11 protein-coding genes and 2 pseudogenes are annotated in these 13,646 nt (G+C 53.9%); 7 read left to right on the top strand and 6 right to left on the bottom strand.

Annotation, left to right across the window (positions count from 1 at the left end; translation table 11 throughout):
* Positions 1–372 (bottom strand): annotated as a pseudogene (locus tag G9Q73_RS01645) (4Fe-4S dicluster domain-containing protein); the annotation flags it as partial.
* A gap of 120 nt (positions 373–492) precedes the next feature.
* On the opposite strand from G9Q73_RS01645, the gene G9Q73_RS01640 reads away from it, so the two are divergent.
* Together G9Q73_RS01640 and G9Q73_RS01635 are read left to right on the top strand one after the other, a co-directional pair.
* Positions 493–1,029 (top strand): PaaI family thioesterase, encoded by a 537-nt coding sequence (locus tag G9Q73_RS01640; protein WP_177418198.1) that lies wholly within the window; start codon positions 493–495, stop codon positions 1,027–1,029.
* Positions 1,026–1,460 carry a tetratricopeptide repeat protein gene (locus G9Q73_RS01635; RefSeq protein ID WP_177418197.1) on the top strand — a complete coding sequence of 145 codons (435 nt, stop codon included), beginning with the start codon at positions 1,026–1,028 and terminating at the stop codon, positions 1,458–1,460. The genes G9Q73_RS01640 and G9Q73_RS01635 overlap by 4 nt, the downstream gene beginning before the upstream one ends.
* A gap of 77 nt (positions 1,461–1,537) precedes the next feature.
* Here the strand turns inward: G9Q73_RS01635 and G9Q73_RS01630 are convergent, their stop codons facing one another.
* Entirely contained in the window at positions 1,538–3,373 is a 1,836-nt protein-coding gene (locus G9Q73_RS01630) for a cyclic-di-GMP receptor FimW-related protein (RefSeq protein WP_177418196.1), read from the bottom strand.
* Between the two features lie 371 nt (positions 3,374–3,744).
* On the opposite strand from G9Q73_RS01630, the gene G9Q73_RS01625 reads away from it, so the two are divergent.
* Positions 3,745–4,404, top strand: a complete 660-nt coding sequence (locus G9Q73_RS01625; protein WP_177418195.1) for a glutathione S-transferase family protein — start codon at positions 3,745–3,747, stop codon at positions 4,402–4,404.
* 150 nt (positions 4,405–4,554) lie between these two features.
* Here the strand turns inward: G9Q73_RS01625 and G9Q73_RS01620 are convergent, their stop codons facing one another.
* Positions 4,555–5,175 carry a thiol:disulfide interchange protein DsbA/DsbL gene (locus G9Q73_RS01620; protein ID WP_177418194.1) on the bottom strand — a complete coding sequence of 207 codons (621 nt, stop codon included), beginning with the start codon at positions 5,173–5,175 and terminating at the stop codon, positions 4,555–4,557.
* Positions 5,176–5,326: 151 nt separating this feature from the next.
* Here G9Q73_RS01620 and G9Q73_RS01610 point away from each other — a divergent pair, with 151 nt between their 5' ends.
* Positions 5,327–5,872 carry an SET domain-containing protein gene (locus G9Q73_RS01610; protein ID WP_246344912.1) on the top strand — a complete coding sequence of 182 codons (546 nt, stop codon included), beginning with the start codon at positions 5,327–5,329 and terminating at the stop codon, positions 5,870–5,872.
* A gap of 34 nt (positions 5,873–5,906) precedes the next feature.
* Here G9Q73_RS01610 and G9Q73_RS01605 read toward each other — a convergent pair whose 3' ends face one another.
* On the bottom strand, positions 5,907–7,724 hold the full coding sequence (locus tag G9Q73_RS01605; RefSeq protein ID WP_177418193.1) for a BatD family protein: 1,818 nt from the start codon (positions 7,722–7,724) through the stop codon (positions 5,907–5,909).
* A gap of 64 nt (positions 7,725–7,788) precedes the next feature.
* Here G9Q73_RS01605 and recJ point away from each other — a divergent pair, with 64 nt between their 5' ends.
* The 3 genes from recJ to G9Q73_RS01590 all read left to right on the top strand — a co-directional run bounded on the left by recJ (position 7,789) and on the right by G9Q73_RS01590 (position 12,034).
* A complete protein-coding gene (gene recJ / locus G9Q73_RS01600) occupies positions 7,789–9,570 on the top strand; it encodes a single-stranded-DNA-specific exonuclease RecJ (RefSeq protein WP_177418192.1) in 1,782 nt (593 codons plus the stop codon).
* Positions 9,567–10,070 carry a ribosome biogenesis factor YjgA gene (yjgA, locus tag G9Q73_RS01595; RefSeq protein ID WP_246344909.1) on the top strand — a complete coding sequence of 168 codons (504 nt, stop codon included), beginning with the start codon at positions 9,567–9,569 and terminating at the stop codon, positions 10,068–10,070. The genes recJ and yjgA overlap by 4 nt, the downstream gene beginning before the upstream one ends.
* A gap of 506 nt (positions 10,071–10,576) precedes the next feature.
* Positions 10,577–12,034, top strand: a complete 1,458-nt coding sequence (locus G9Q73_RS01590) for a nidogen-like domain-containing protein (protein WP_177418191.1) — start codon at positions 10,577–10,579, stop codon at positions 12,032–12,034.
* 150 nt (positions 12,035–12,184) lie between these two features.
* On the opposite strand, the gene G9Q73_RS01585 is transcribed toward G9Q73_RS01590, so the two are convergent.
* Positions 12,185–12,601 (bottom strand): Rap1a/Tai family immunity protein, encoded by a 417-nt coding sequence (locus G9Q73_RS01585; protein ID WP_177418190.1) that lies wholly within the window; start codon positions 12,599–12,601, stop codon positions 12,185–12,187.
* A 915-nt stretch (positions 12,602–13,516) separates the two neighbouring features.
* Positions 13,517–13,646 (bottom strand): annotated as a pseudogene (locus G9Q73_RS01580) (transposase); the annotation flags it as partial.

Raw genomic sequence — 13,646 nt, 5'->3', positions numbered from 1 at the left:
CCGGGCAGTGTCTTGATGAGTAGTTGATGGCGCAGGCTGTCCATGCCGGTTCGCTTGATCTCGCTCCAGGTGTTCGTCCTATCTCCAGCAGGCGGCTAAGTAATTGACGCCTGAGGGACAGGTGGTCTCACAAGAGCGGCAGGAGAGGCAGCGGTCGAGGTGCTGTTGTAGACTGTCAGTGGGAGTCGTACCCTCGAGCAGCTGCTTGATCTGATAGATGCGGCCCCGCGGTCCGTCCAGTTCATCTCCCAGCAGTTGGTAGGTGGGGCAGGTAGCGGTGCAGAATCCGCAATGTACGCAGCTGCGCAGGATCTGCTCGGCTTCCCGGCCATTAGCAGATGCAAGTGTTTGGGGACTGAGTCTGGTCTGCATTGGTGAGGTCGAAGGGGAAAACGCCTATTTTGCGGATGATTGCGATCAAAACCAACTATTTTTCCGATATACCCTGTGAATCCGACGGGAGTGTCCTGAGCTGAGGGTGATATAAAGCTGATGCATCTAACCGACTGGTTGAGATATACAGGTTGGATCTCCCCCGCCCGGCGTCTGGAGTGGTTCCCGCCGTTTCGCAGTATGGGGGTCAAAGTGTTGGCCCTGGAAAACGGCTGGCGCAAAGTCCGGCTTCTGCTGCCGCTGAATCGACGAACCAGGAATCCGGGTGGCAGTATGTTTGGCGGCTCCATTGCCGCACTGGCGGATCCTATTTCTGCATTGTCCTGTAACAGGGTCTTTCCCGGCCACGCGGTTTGGACTAGGCATCTGGAAGTCGATTTTCGGCGCCCGGGTCTATTTGATCTGGAGTTGCGCTTTGACTTCGACGCGGATATCGAACAACAGATAGCGGCGGATTTAGCCCATGGTCCGCGGAGCGATCCCTGTTTTGAGTTCGGTTTCTATCTGCCGAATGGGGAGGTCTGCGCCTGGGTAACCAATCGGGTCGCTATCCGGCCGATGGATCGATCGCGTAGTCGGGGAGGAGCGCTTCGCCAACGCCAGCCCCGCAACAGAATCAGAGAGAAGAATGTATGAGCGATACAAAAGATAATTTCGATATGGAGCTGAGCAGCGGCATCGCCGCATTCGAGGCGAAGTACTTTGCCCGTGCTTCGGAGATGTTGTCACCGTTGGCCGACGCCGGCCATTACGAAGCCCAGTATCGTATGGCGATTATGGCCCAAGGCGGCTTGGGGATGGTCGTCAACGCGTTGATGGCCTACAAGTATATGAAGTCTGCGGCAGAGAGCGGCCATGCCATGGCGCAGCATGGATTGGGTTTCATGTATCTCGAAGGAGAGTGTGTGGAGCAGAATCCCGCCAAGGCGGCAGAGTGGTTCCGCAAAGCTGCTGATCAGGGGCTGGCAGGCTCCCAAACTACGCTGGGCATGATGTATGCGGAGGGACGGGGTGTTGAAAAGGATTCGGAAGAGGCGCAGCGCTGGTACAAAAAGGCTGGGTTTTAATGGTGTAGGTCGGAGTCTGAGTCAGATGGGGTATCACTGCACTGAGAGTCCTGTCGCTCCGACCCCTGTGAAGTTCTTCAGATGATGGACCAGATATTGTCGAAGTCTGAGTCCTCATCACTACTCCCTTCGGCCGACTGGTCGGCCTGGTCAATATAGCTGAACTGAAATTGGGAGATAGTGCCGGTTGTCTCGAGTACCCGTGTAAGCTTGATCTTGCGATTGTTGCTGCCGTCATCCAGCTTCATTTTATTGCCCACATTGAACGGGTAGGATGGGCCGATAAAACTGGCGGACTGACCTGACGTGCCAACCTCCGGCAACAGCAGGCATTCGTGGGCCTGGGCATTCGGGAGATTCTCCCTTCGCGCTTCCACCGCCACGGCATTGGGCGCGATCATCTGCAGTCCAACCTGCAATGAATTTTTTTGCGTGTTCCTGATCCAGCGTACGATGCCGACCCCAAACTGACCGCTGGCAGAGGCTGACTGGATGCCAATTAGTTCGCCCACCTTGATTGCGGGCGTGCGAGCGCCTTGCCAGGCGATACAGTACCCCCCTGCACTCTCATTGAGGGTGCGAAAGGTATGGGTTTGCGCACTGTTGTCGTTGTCACGGCCATTGCCCCAGATGGGAACCGCAGGCTCAGGTTCAGATTCGTCCCGTGAACCGGGGCCGAACTCTTCAAAACCGCTCCTTCGTATATCGTTGCTCGGCTCAATGGGGATAAGGGTGAAAGAAGCGTCGGCAGTCAACATATTATCGTTTGGTTCACCCCTGGTGGTTTGCTGGCCCATCCAGTTCACATCCTCCTGCAGACGGGCCTCGGTGCTGCTCTCGGGAGGTGCCCCGGGTGATTTTGTCAAATGGTAGATATCTGATAGTCCGACGGCGAGCCGTAACTCGAAATTGAGTTTGGTGCGTACGAACTCACGCTGTGGAATCGTCGTCCATAACTGAATCAGTTGCCTGAGTAGATGCTTATTTATCTGTTCAGTACCCACTAGCGGGATACCCTCTTTAGCCGGGGCGGATGTATCGTCAAACTGCTCCCGCAGTTTGTCGATGAGTTCACGTGTATCGAGTCTCAAACGATGTTTTTCGTTGGCTTGCCCGGCGAGGGTTTCGTGAGTTGGTGGATAGTCACTGTCCTGCTGCACGGTGAAAACGGCCTCTGGGGGCGCTTCCTGCTGTGAATAGAGCTTGGTGAAATGGTTCCACTCCTGCAGATTCCGATAAACCGTAAGATTATCCCGCTGCCGCATCTTGTAGGGCGATGCCAGGGAATAGAGCAGAATGCGCCGGTAGACCCCGTCGATGGTAGAGGTTTTGATACGCTGCTCGATGTCATCCCTGACGGCAAGGCTGTTTACTTTATATTTTTGCGCCAGTCGATGAAGCGTGTGCAGCTCTTTCCAGGTGTGGTGAGGGTAGGTGTCATAGATCAGGGCAGACTGTAACAGCACACCAGAGAGGTAGTTGATGCCGCGATGGATGGAGATGGCCAGCAGTTTTCGATCCACCTTCTCGGGCGATTCCCGCAGCAGATCTTCAACGACGCATTTATAGGCAGTCGCAAGTTCGTTGGCGAGCTCGCGGCTTAATATCGCGATTTTATGGGATTTGTCGGAGAGGGGGAGTCCTGCGTCGATAAAGTGTTTGGCAAGATTTTCGCTGATGTAGTTGACCGGTTCCCGAAAGCCCTCGATGCTCAGCAGGCGGTTTTTTCCCGCGACAAGGGAGCGGTTGAACTCGACGAGCGCTTTGAAGACTTGGCGGGAGGTCTCCCCAACATTGGCAACAGGCAGTCGATCAGCCCAGATCTTGACCTCTTTTGCACTCAAAAAGAAGGCGTTCCCTTTAGGCGGGACCTGTTCGGGGATACGGAAACCAAAGCGGCTTACTGTTGCCATTGTCGACCGTACTGACTCAAAGTGTGAAACGACAGATGTCAGCACTTCCTGTCCAACTGCCGCGAATTTAATGCCTGATTATGCCGTAATTCCAATTTACGGCAGAATGACCGATCTCAATCCTCAGACACAGTAACTGCCGCGAGGTAGCCTCACTTCAATAGTGGATTAGCGCACAGTAGCCTGTATATCGTCCACTATTACGCATTCTTTAGCGATTTTAAAGTGTGATATTGCTAAAAGATACTATAGTAGGAGTTTGATTGTAAGGGGTTTTTTATGTCTGAGTCCGGTTTTTGTGATCTTTTGTCAAACGGCCTTGATGGTTGCTGTTGCCGAAGTTGGCCAGCAGAGAAAACAGGGTATTTCCCATGATGATCAATTTGGTCAGTTTTGTACTTTGCCCCTATGTTCAGCGGGCAGTTATCGCGCTCAGGGAGAAATCGGTCGAATATGAGGTGGCCTATATCGATCTGGCCCATCCTCCTGAGTGGTTTCAGGCAATTTCCCCGCTGGGAAAAGTGCCTCTTTTGGAGGTGGAGGATCAGGTTCTGTTTGAGTCTTCGGTCATTATCGACTATCTGGATGAGGTGTTTCAGCCACGCCTGCACCCTATGGATCCACTACGGCGGGCACAACACAAGGCATGGATCGAATTCGGCTCCGGGTTGCTGGTTGATCAGATGGAACTGGTGTTGGCGAAAGATGAAACCACTTTTCAAGAACGGCTGGCACATCTGGAACGCGAGCTGAAACGTCTGCTGGCGCCTTTTGAAGCAGGCGTGTTTGATGGAGATGGGGTGTTTTCTCTGCTGGATGCGGCTTACGCACCGCTCTTTATGCGCCAGGAACTGCTTGCGGAAATCAGGGTTGAGTTGGCAGGACTACTGCCTGAGCCATTGCAATCATGGAGTGATCGTCTGTTGGCCAGACCTTCTGTGAAAGGGTCGCTCGTGGATGATTTTCGGGAACGTTATATCGTTTTCTTTTCCGCCAAGGGATCCTGGCTGATGCAGCAGGCCGGGATTTAGCGTTCGCCCTTAAAGTCCATGACCAACCACGAAGAACACAAAGAGCACGAAGGCAAAACATTGATCAACAACGATTTTTCTTCGTGCCCTTTGTGCGCTTCGTGGTAATAACTGCGATTTTTGACGGACGCTAATTATCCGTATGACACATTACTTGGACTGGGACTCCAGCTGCACCAGTTCATCGACTATTTTGAACATCTTCGGATAGCTGCCGGCAAGGGTGGCGCTGGTTTTGTATTTACCGTTGATACCCACGGCGGGAACGCCATCCAGCTGAAAGCGTTGGGAGAGTTTACGTGCCTGCTGAACCTTCACAAAGACACCGAATGAGTTCCAGGTCTCGGTAAAATTCTTGCGGTCGACGCCATGCTCGACGGCAAAGTCGATAAGCGACTGTTTATCGAACAGTTTGCGGTGCTTGTCGTGAAGGGCTTTAAACAGGGGGATATGCAGTTTGTCCGTTACGCCCAGGGCCTCGGCGGCATAGAAGAATTGCGAGTGAACAGTCCAGCTTGGGTTCAGCGGCGCAGGGACATGTCTGAACACAACATTGTCCGGTTTCTTGGCCACCCACTCTTCCATCAGCGGGTCAAGGGTATAGCAGTGAGGGCAGCCATACCAGAAGAACTCCACTACCTCGATTTTGCCCTCAGGCGCGGCAGTGGGGATCGGTGGCTCGATTGGATCCCATCCCTCGCCCCATTCTGCGGAGGCGGTTTGAAGCATGAGCAGTGCAAAAACAAAAAACAGACTTCTGATCCAGGGCATGGTTCTACCTTTGATATTTGGAGTTATTGAGTAAATTTGGGTTATTCAATATTTTTAGAGGGTGAGTTGGCGCTATTGTTCCCGAATTTCAGACGTATTGGAACGGGATTCGGTATAATTCTCGTCTGTAGCGGCTTAACGGTACCTGAACATGGGGCGAAAGCAGATCGATGATTGTGTGGAGCAACTCTGCCTGAAGGGGTGTGTTGCCGTGCGCAAGGAGATCAAACTGTTGACCCAGGGCGTGGTGTTGCCGGAGATCCGCGATCTGGATGAAGTTGCACGCAAAGCCGTACGCAGAGAGCTTGAAGCGATCATGGCAGTTTACGGTGATGCTTGTCCAATCGAGAGAGAATCAGATGGCTGGCAGGGAAAAAAACAACGACTGGGTAACCTGGTCTTTAAGGCATCCTCAACGATCCACGGTACAGGGCTTTTCGCCAAAGTGGATATCAACAAAGGTCAGCAGATAGGCACCTATGAAGGTCCTACTGCCAAGCGGGACGGCACCTATGTACTGTGGGTATTCGAAGAGGGCGAGGAAGCTGTGGGCCGCAGCGGCCGCAACCTGCTGCGTTACCTGAATCACGAAGATGAGGGTAATGCAGAATTTGACGGTTTCGACCTCTTTGCACTCAGAGACATCAACACTGGAGATGAGATCACCTTCGATTACGGTGGTTGGGAGGAGGAGTAGTTTGTGCCCTCCAGCAGGCGCTTTCTCCATCTGCTCAGGGATTGAGCGGTGTCAGGGCTGCCTGCTGTGCCCGCATCATCTTTGTGGAGAGGACGATCTTCTTGCGTAAAACCCCTGGATCGAACTTGACCCAATCGCTACGCTCGTCCTGGCTGTAAAAGGTAAGATCCAGCGCGAGTATCGCCTCGGCAACCCGTTTGGGGCAGCGGTGTGACAACCGATTGAGATTGCTTGGCGCCTTCTCCGGCCAGCGCAGCTCCCCCCATCTCAGCCAGGCATCCCTTGCCGCATCCCGGTCCTGATCACGGTAAGCACCCTCCAGTGTTTTGATAGCCTCCTCGATCGACTGACGCCGTACGGCTTCTGCCGGACCGACTGCCGCTGGCGTTGCAGTCTGCTGTTTTGATCGATGACGACTCATGCGCCATATCACCAGGGTGGTGATCCAGCCTAGCGCCAGCACCCAAATGAGCCAGTGGGTCAACGGGTTGTCGGTTGACTCTGGAGTGACCGGCAGGTGGGTGGCTGCAGGTGCTGTTTCACCTGCTGTCGCTGTGTATTCGGTTCGTTTTGGGCGTGGCGGTGGAACTGAAGCAGTGCCACCCAGAACCTCGATGTTGCGAGCAGGCAGACGAGCGGTTTCCCTCTGATCCGTCTCGGTGTTCCACCAGGGAATCTCGATGGCCGGCAGTTTGTAGTCACCGGGGTTCGCTGCCACCAATGTCACCTTGTTCTGGCGACTGCCGGTGATGCCTGCGCCGGAGAGATTGTCTTTCATCTTCGGTCTGTCGGGGTACTGCTTAACACCTTCCGGCAGATGCATATCGATGGCGGGTAGTTGAGCAGATGTCAGTCCGTCGGCAAAGAGCATGATAGTACGGGTCAGGGGTTTACCCGCGATCTGCTGGTTATTCCGGGCCAAACCTGTCTCAACAAGCTGCAGGCTCCTCGCCGGTAACCAGTGCCGGGCATTGAAGTTCGCCGGGATCGGTTTGATGTCGATGTTCACCGCATCAGAGACGGTGCGATAGATGTGCCGATCCACCTTCTGGTTGCCAAACGGACTGTTGAGCAGATCATAGATGGAACCGCCACGTCCGCCACCGCGTCCTGAGAAACGCACGCCGTCGAGTCTCAATTGGCCGCTTTGATAGGCGAAGACCGCATAACGCCGCTCCACCACCTGATAGCTTTCTCCGGCTCGTTGGGTCTTATACTGGGTTTCCGAGATACGCTGGATGACGGTGTCCGGCAGATTGGATTTTGGATCGGAGAGCTGTTCACCCCGTACCCCCTCTCCCATGAAGAGCCGCAGGGTCAGGATGATCTCCTGCTGCAGATAGGCGCTGGTCTCATACAGTTCCAGTTCGATGAAGACATCGGAGCCAGGCACGCCGTTGCTCTCGCCCGTCCCCTCGTTTACCTGGAGTCTCAGTGGCGCTGAGGCTTCATTGCCGACGGCAATCGGCGGTATCTCCAGACTGCCGGTGGTTTTTGGCAGCAAAGTCAGATTGAGCCCACGGCTGCGTGATACATTGCCGTTGATCACACTGATGCTCTGCTGCTGGGAACGCCCCAGGATCTCGAACTGGGCGTCGAGTACGGAGAGATCGGGTTTTGCTTCGTTTTCCCCTTTAATCTGAATAGTGAGCGAGACGGTTTCGTCCGCCCAGATGGCGGATCGGGAGAGACGGGTGGTTACCTCGCCCAAGGCGCTCGAACTGCCTGCCGACAGCAGCAGGGTAAGAATGACAAATCGGTAAAGGGGGTATCTGAGAAAAAATGGAAACTGCATCATGATTTCAAAGGCGTTGGTTGATGGCTCGCAGGAGAGGCGTTTTGCAGCGTTCATCGGCGCCTAACATACACCCGCACTTGTTTTTCAGACCAGGAATGTGGGTCGGAGTTCGATAACGATGACTCCATACGCCTCTCTCACTTATACTGATCGTTCTCACTGCCTACTATTCTACACCGTGAAGATCATTCGTCGCCCCACCGTCTCCCAAAGCAGTCACCTGTCTGCAAACATTCATCCTGTCTTGCGCCGGGTCTATCAGGCGAGAGGTCTGACCTCGGATGAGGATCTTGAACAGGGTCTGGATCGGCTGTTGCCGATGGCTCCTCTTCTCGGTGTGGATGCGGCTGTCGCTCTGCTGCATCGGCAACTGGAGGAGAACGGGCATATTCTTGTGGTGGGCGACTATGATGCCGACGGCGCCACCAGTACCGCGCTTTTCATGTTGGCGCTGCAGGCGTTTGGTGGGCAGCGGCTCTCCTATCTGGTGCCGAACCGGTTCGACTACGGCTACGGCCTGACGCCGGAAATCGTCGAGCTGGCGGCTGCAAGGTCGCCGGATCTGATTGTCACCGTGGACAATGGAATCTCCAGTCTGAAGGGTGTCGCGCGGGCGGCGGAACTGGGTATTCCGGTACTGGTGACCGATCACCATCTGCCCGGTAAAGCGTTGCCTGACGCCGCCGCTATCGTCAACCCCAATCAGCCGGGTGATGGCTTTGGCAGTAAGAATCTGGCAGGTGTTGGTGTCATTTTCTATGTGATGGCCGCCCTGCGCAGCCGCTTGCGGGGAGTGGATTGGTTCAAAACCAAAGGGCTGCCCGAACCGAACATGGCCGAGTGGCTCGATCTGGTGGCGCTGGGTACGGTGGCGGATCTGGTGCCCCTGGATCGCAATAACCGTATCCTGGTGGAGCAGGGACTGCGCCGTATCCGCGCCGGTCGTTGCCGACCGGGAATTCAGGCGCTGTTGGAGCTTGCCGGCCGTTCCCTGCATCGTGTAGTGGCCTCCGATATGGGCTTTGCAGTGGGACCTCGTCTCAACGCCGCAGGCCGCCTCGAAGATATGGGGCAGGGCATCGAGTGTCTGCTCACCAATGATCACGCTCTGGCCCGCCGCATGGCTGCCGAACTGGACCAGCTCAACAAGACCCGCCGCGAGATCGAGCAGGAGATGAAGGAGCAGGCGCTGCAGGCGCTGGAACAGCTCCATCTTTCCACCGAGGGCGAACTGCCCACCGGACTTTGTCTCTTCCGTGCGGAATGGCATCAGGGGGTGATAGGTATTCTGGCCTCCCGTATCAAGGAACAGTATCATCGGCCGGTGATCGCCTTTGCCGATGGTGGTGAGGGCATGTTGAAAGGCTCCGCCCGCTCGGTGCCCGGTCTGCATATTCGTGATCTGCTCGATCGTATCGCTGCTGCCGATCCATGCCTGCTCGATCGCTTTGGTGGACATGCCATGGCTGCGGGTCTGAGCCTGAAACAGGAAAATCTGCCGCGCTTCAAAGCGGCCTTCGAACGTGAAGCGGCAGCTTTGCTGGATTCCTCCAGGCTTATGGGGGAGGTGATCTCGGACGGAGAGCTTGATGCGACGGATTTCAATCTGGATCTTGCGCAGCAACTCAGGGCCGCCGGTCCCTGGGGACAGGGCTTTCCGGAGCCAACCTTCGACGGAACCTTTCAGGTTCTGCAGCAGCGTGTGGTTGGTGAACGCCATCTGAAACTGCGCCTTGCTCCCATGGGCGGACGTGAGAGTCTGGATGCTATCGCCTTCAATCAGGCGGACTTGGGGGAATTGCCCGGGCAGGTACGGCTGGCATACCGGCTCGATGTCAACGAATATCGGGGACAGATAACGCCCCAGCTGATAATGGAGTATATCCAATTAACGAGTTGAGCGATTTTGACGAGGAAGAGGATCTCGGCCCCAGCAAGAGCGAGATCAAACGGGAGATGCTGGCGCTGCAGAAGTTGGGCGAACGGTTGACCCTGCTCTCCAAAAAGGAGTTGGACCGGATGCCTCTGAGTCCGGTTTTACTGGATGGCTTGGAAGAGACCAAGCGCATCAAATCTCACATTGCCCGCCGTCGTCACATGCGGCGGCTCGGTAAGCTGCTACGCCACGAGGATCTCGATGCCATCGAGCAGGTGATCGATGAGATCGAAAACAAGCATCAGGCGGGTGTGGCGCGCTTCCATAAACTTGAACGTTGGCGCGACCAACTGATTGCGGGCGACAGCAGTGTCTTTGGCGAGTTTTTGGCCGAATATCCCGCAGCTGACCGTCAACACCTGCGGCAGTTGATCCAGGCAGTGAAAAAGGAACGGGAGAGAGAGAAGCCGCCGGCTGCTTTTCGTAAGCTCTTCAAATACCTGCGCGAAGTTGCCGGGGTTTGATCTCGCAGAGCGTTAAGGCGATTTAAAGTTGTCGGTCTTTTTTACACAATTTTTTAGCCGAGTTCATCAGAAATCCATTCGTTAATTCATATTGATAAAAAGGGAAAGGCGTTCTTCTGTGCGCCAGTATCTCGATCGACTTCATTGCGCTGAAAACGTTAAAAATAATCAGTCGACTAATAACTTCAAGTTAAATCAAATAGTTAGTTGATTGTTTCCCATCTCCCAGTGAATGCTCCGGGGTACGTACTCCTGATTTGCAAATCAGCGGTAATCTTCAAATCAATCTTAAGTACGCTCTATTTTTTGTTTGCATAAACGCAGGCATTGTCGTCGAAAAACTTTACAGTTATTCACATGGCGTAATATCGAAGTGATTTTACTTCTTGTTTTACATAGGAAAAATATTACTGGCCTGGTTCTTGCTTGCGATTCTCCTTCGAAGTGCTTAAACAATCAGGACACGCTGAAAATTAGTCCATCTGCGTACTAGGGAGAAAATAAAAATGCATCTTAGAAAACTGGCAATAGGATTGCTGGCATTCGGTATCACCACATCTGTACAGGCAATAGAATTGCTCGATGGCCTGGGCGGAAATCGCGGTTATGGTGAGCAGGCGATGTTGCCAAATGATGACGGCTCCAGCAATCTGCTGGATCTTCCGTTCAATATCAATTTCTACGGGAATGAGTTCAGCTCTTTCTTTATCAACAACAACGGCAACATCTCATTCGATAACCCGATCTCATCCTACACGCCTGATCCCTTCCCGGTTGCGAACCAGCCTATGATCGCGCCCTGGTGGGGCGATGTGGATACCAGTCGTGATGGCCAATTCGGTGAGGGTTTCGATCCGAATTTACTGCCGACCGAAATATTCAATCCCAATGGTTTTGACCAGGAATTTGTTCCAGTGTCCGAGCTCCCCGTCTTTCCTGGTGATCTCGGCATACCCGTATCCACCTTTGATGGTGTGGATTACATCCTCTTGGATGACGCTTTGGAGCTGGCTGGATTTTTCGAGGGAGGTTTTGACGGTCCCGGCGATTCTTTTGATAACGAACCGAACAATGTCTGGGTTGCTTCACCAAACGACAGTACCGTAGTTGTCACTTGGGACCAGGTCGGTTTCTTTCCTGCCGATACCTCCAAAACCAATAACTTCCAACTGGTGCTGAGAGACGCATCGGCCGAGACTGGCGTTGACGGCGATTTCGATATCGAGTTCCGTTACGACCAGCTTGAGTGGACCACCGGTGACGCCAGCGGCGGCACTGATGGTCTGGGCGGCACCGAGGCGCAGGCAGGTTTTGATGCCGGCGACAATACCAACTTCCTCGCACTGCCCGGCTCTTTCAGTCCCGAAGTGCTGGAACTGCAAAACACCAGTAACGTCAGCCCCGATACCCCCGGACTCTGGACCTTCGCCATTCGCAACGGCGAACCGCCTGGTGCGACTCCGGTAAACCCGCTGATGCCGGTTGAGAGTCAGGATGGTTGGGACTTCGACTTCAATGTTGTCGCGGGCCAACCCATCTTTATCGACCCCGACGTTGCCATTGGTTATGACTACCAGATCGACAACCCGGCTACCATGCCGCTGTTTCAGACAGTACTACTGCCCAGCATCGGTGATGATCTGTTTGATATCTACACCTGGGACGGTACGGACTGGGTGCTTGCGGCAGCAGGTTGGGCGGCTGGCTCGAGCTATGATTTCGGTACTGGCGGCGTCGACCGTTTCCGTATTCTTGGTATCGAAATTGCTGAGATGCTCGACCCGACGGATCCCACTGCCTTCATCACCGGACTCACCTTTACCGGTTCCGGTGCTGTCAGCATGAGTCAGAATCCAATTACGGTATTTGTGCCTCCGGTGACTGCCCCAGAGCCTTCGGTGCTGATTCTGTTCGGCTTTGGCCTTGGTGCTTTAGGTTTTGTACGTCGTAGAAAACGGGCCTGAAAGTTGACTCAGTCGTAGGCTGATGGAGACAAAAAAGCCGCCGCTACGAAAGTAGCGGCGGCTTTTTTAATCCCTATTGTATTCATTACCCGCAGTTAGTGGGAGCGGCGCCTCCGCCGCTCCCACAATTCAATGGGGTAAGGGAATGGCTTACTGCTTTTCGATAGGTTTGCAATAATACTTCTTGGAGAAATGGTTGAAGATGTGCATCTGCACAGGAGCCTTCATATCTTTCGGCTTCCCCTCAAGATAGACCAGAAACTCTTTCATCAATTCGTTGATCTGTTTTCCCTCATCCAGGCAGACGAAGTTTCGCTTCAGTGCTTTTTTATGCAAAAGCATATTGCCGACCAGATTCATTCCACCGAGTGTCCCGCCCAGAAAACCTCCACAGGATCCGGCATCGAGTGCGCGGTTGACTGCCTGTTGCGCCGTCTCCTTCTCCAGCGGGGTTGTGATGGCTTTCTTGCATTTGTCGAGGTAATCCTGACCGGAAAGTGCATAGGCATTTCCCGACAACATTAGAATAAGAGGCAAAGCAGTGAGTGAACGATAGGTCTTTTTCATTTTTATAGCTTCCCTGATTAGGCGTAGTGCGATCAGCCATTTTTACACATTTTCTGTAGCGCGAATAGAAATCCTGAGAGGTAGGCTGGTTCAAGCGCAGCGGAACCGGCAATCTCAATAGTTATAGTCAGGAACGCCCGATCCGCTACGCTTGACCGTGCTCTACGCAGAGCCGTAGCCACGCAAAGATCAAAGGGGCTGAAGTGTTGGTTTAGCCGGGACATTTTCCAATAGCCAGTTTGATATCGCCCAATCCCAGAAATCGCTGACGCCGGTAAAATCTTTTCGTCGGCAGAGGCTGGCCCAGATGGTGCAGTGCGCCGTAGCAGCGCCGGCAGGGGGACGTCGATTCTCAAATCAGCATCCTTGTACTGTTTGCTCAGCTTTCGCCCGTTTGCATCCACCGCCAGCGGCAGGTGGCTAGACTGGTGTGGTAGTTCCAATGTTGTTGCAGGTGACCTGACGGGGTGATAGCAGCAGGACCGCGCCGCGCACAATGTGAGATCCCCGCCACAGGCATCGTCCACCACTACAGCAAGTTGGTAGGCGTAAAGCCGCCCGCACGGCGGATAATGAAGTCCCCTGGCGTCGCTGGCCAGCTTTTGCGCTCTCCTGATCAGGTCTTCAAATCTCAATGGATTGTCAAAGGTTCGTAGGCGGATAGGCTCTCCTCCCAGATTTTCCAACCCGCTCTTAGATCAATGTGGTTGCATCGCGATCATTCATTTTCGTGGTTTATGATCAGGAGTGATCAAATGGTTTGCAGTATATTTTTCAAGAGCAGATAACGAGGCCTCTGGATATCGAATCCACCGTCCAGCTCCTTGCTAAATATCGTTTTTCTCCGGTCCCACAGAGATACGAGGGCACAAAGCGTAAGCAGATGCTTTGCCGAGCACTCTCAGCGGCGCAGCCGAGACGCGAAATCATGTCTTCAAGCTTGAATCTGCGATTGAAACGATAACAGAATTCAGCCAGATAACGGGGCAAGTGTCTGTCGCTAATAGCATGATAAGAGCCGTGCATGGAATTCTTCACATTCTCA

The organism is endosymbiont of Lamellibrachia barhami, from assembly GCF_011947365.2.
Lineage (GTDB): Bacteria > Pseudomonadota > Gammaproteobacteria > Chromatiales > Chromatiaceae > QGON01.
Note: the sequence above shows the minus strand (reverse complement) of the source record. Positions and strands in the feature narration are given on the sequence as shown.

What these genes read in the sequence shown, in the direction of transcription:
- G9Q73_RS01640 (WP_177418198.1), top strand. Translation starts at nt 493, where the DNA reads ATGCATCTAACCGACTGGTTGAGATATACAGGTTGGATCTCCCCCGCC.
- G9Q73_RS01635 (WP_177418197.1), top strand. Translation starts at nt 1,026, where the DNA reads ATGAGCGATACAAAAGATAATTTCGATATGGAGCTGAGCAGCGGCATC.
- G9Q73_RS01630 (WP_177418196.1), bottom strand. Translation starts at nt 3,373, where the DNA reads ATGGCAACAGTAAGCCGCTTTGGTTTCCGTATCCCCGAACAGGTCCCG.
- G9Q73_RS01625 (WP_177418195.1), top strand. Translation starts at nt 3,745, where the DNA reads ATGATGATCAATTTGGTCAGTTTTGTACTTTGCCCCTATGTTCAGCGG.
- G9Q73_RS01620 (WP_177418194.1), bottom strand. Translation starts at nt 5,175, where the DNA reads ATGCCCTGGATCAGAAGTCTGTTTTTTGTTTTTGCACTGCTCATGCTT.
- G9Q73_RS01610 (WP_246344912.1), top strand. Translation starts at nt 5,327, where the DNA reads ATGGGGCGAAAGCAGATCGATGATTGTGTGGAGCAACTCTGCCTGAAG.
- G9Q73_RS01605 (WP_177418193.1), bottom strand. Translation starts at nt 7,724, where the DNA reads ATGAACGCTGCAAAACGCCTCTCCTGCGAGCCATCAACCAACGCCTTT.
- recJ (WP_177418192.1), top strand. Translation starts at nt 7,789, where the DNA reads ATGACTCCATACGCCTCTCTCACTTATACTGATCGTTCTCACTGCCTA.
- G9Q73_RS01590 (WP_177418191.1), top strand. Translation starts at nt 10,577, where the DNA reads ATGCATCTTAGAAAACTGGCAATAGGATTGCTGGCATTCGGTATCACC.
- G9Q73_RS01585 (WP_177418190.1), bottom strand. Translation starts at nt 12,601, where the DNA reads ATGAAAAAGACCTATCGTTCACTCACTGCTTTGCCTCTTATTCTAATG.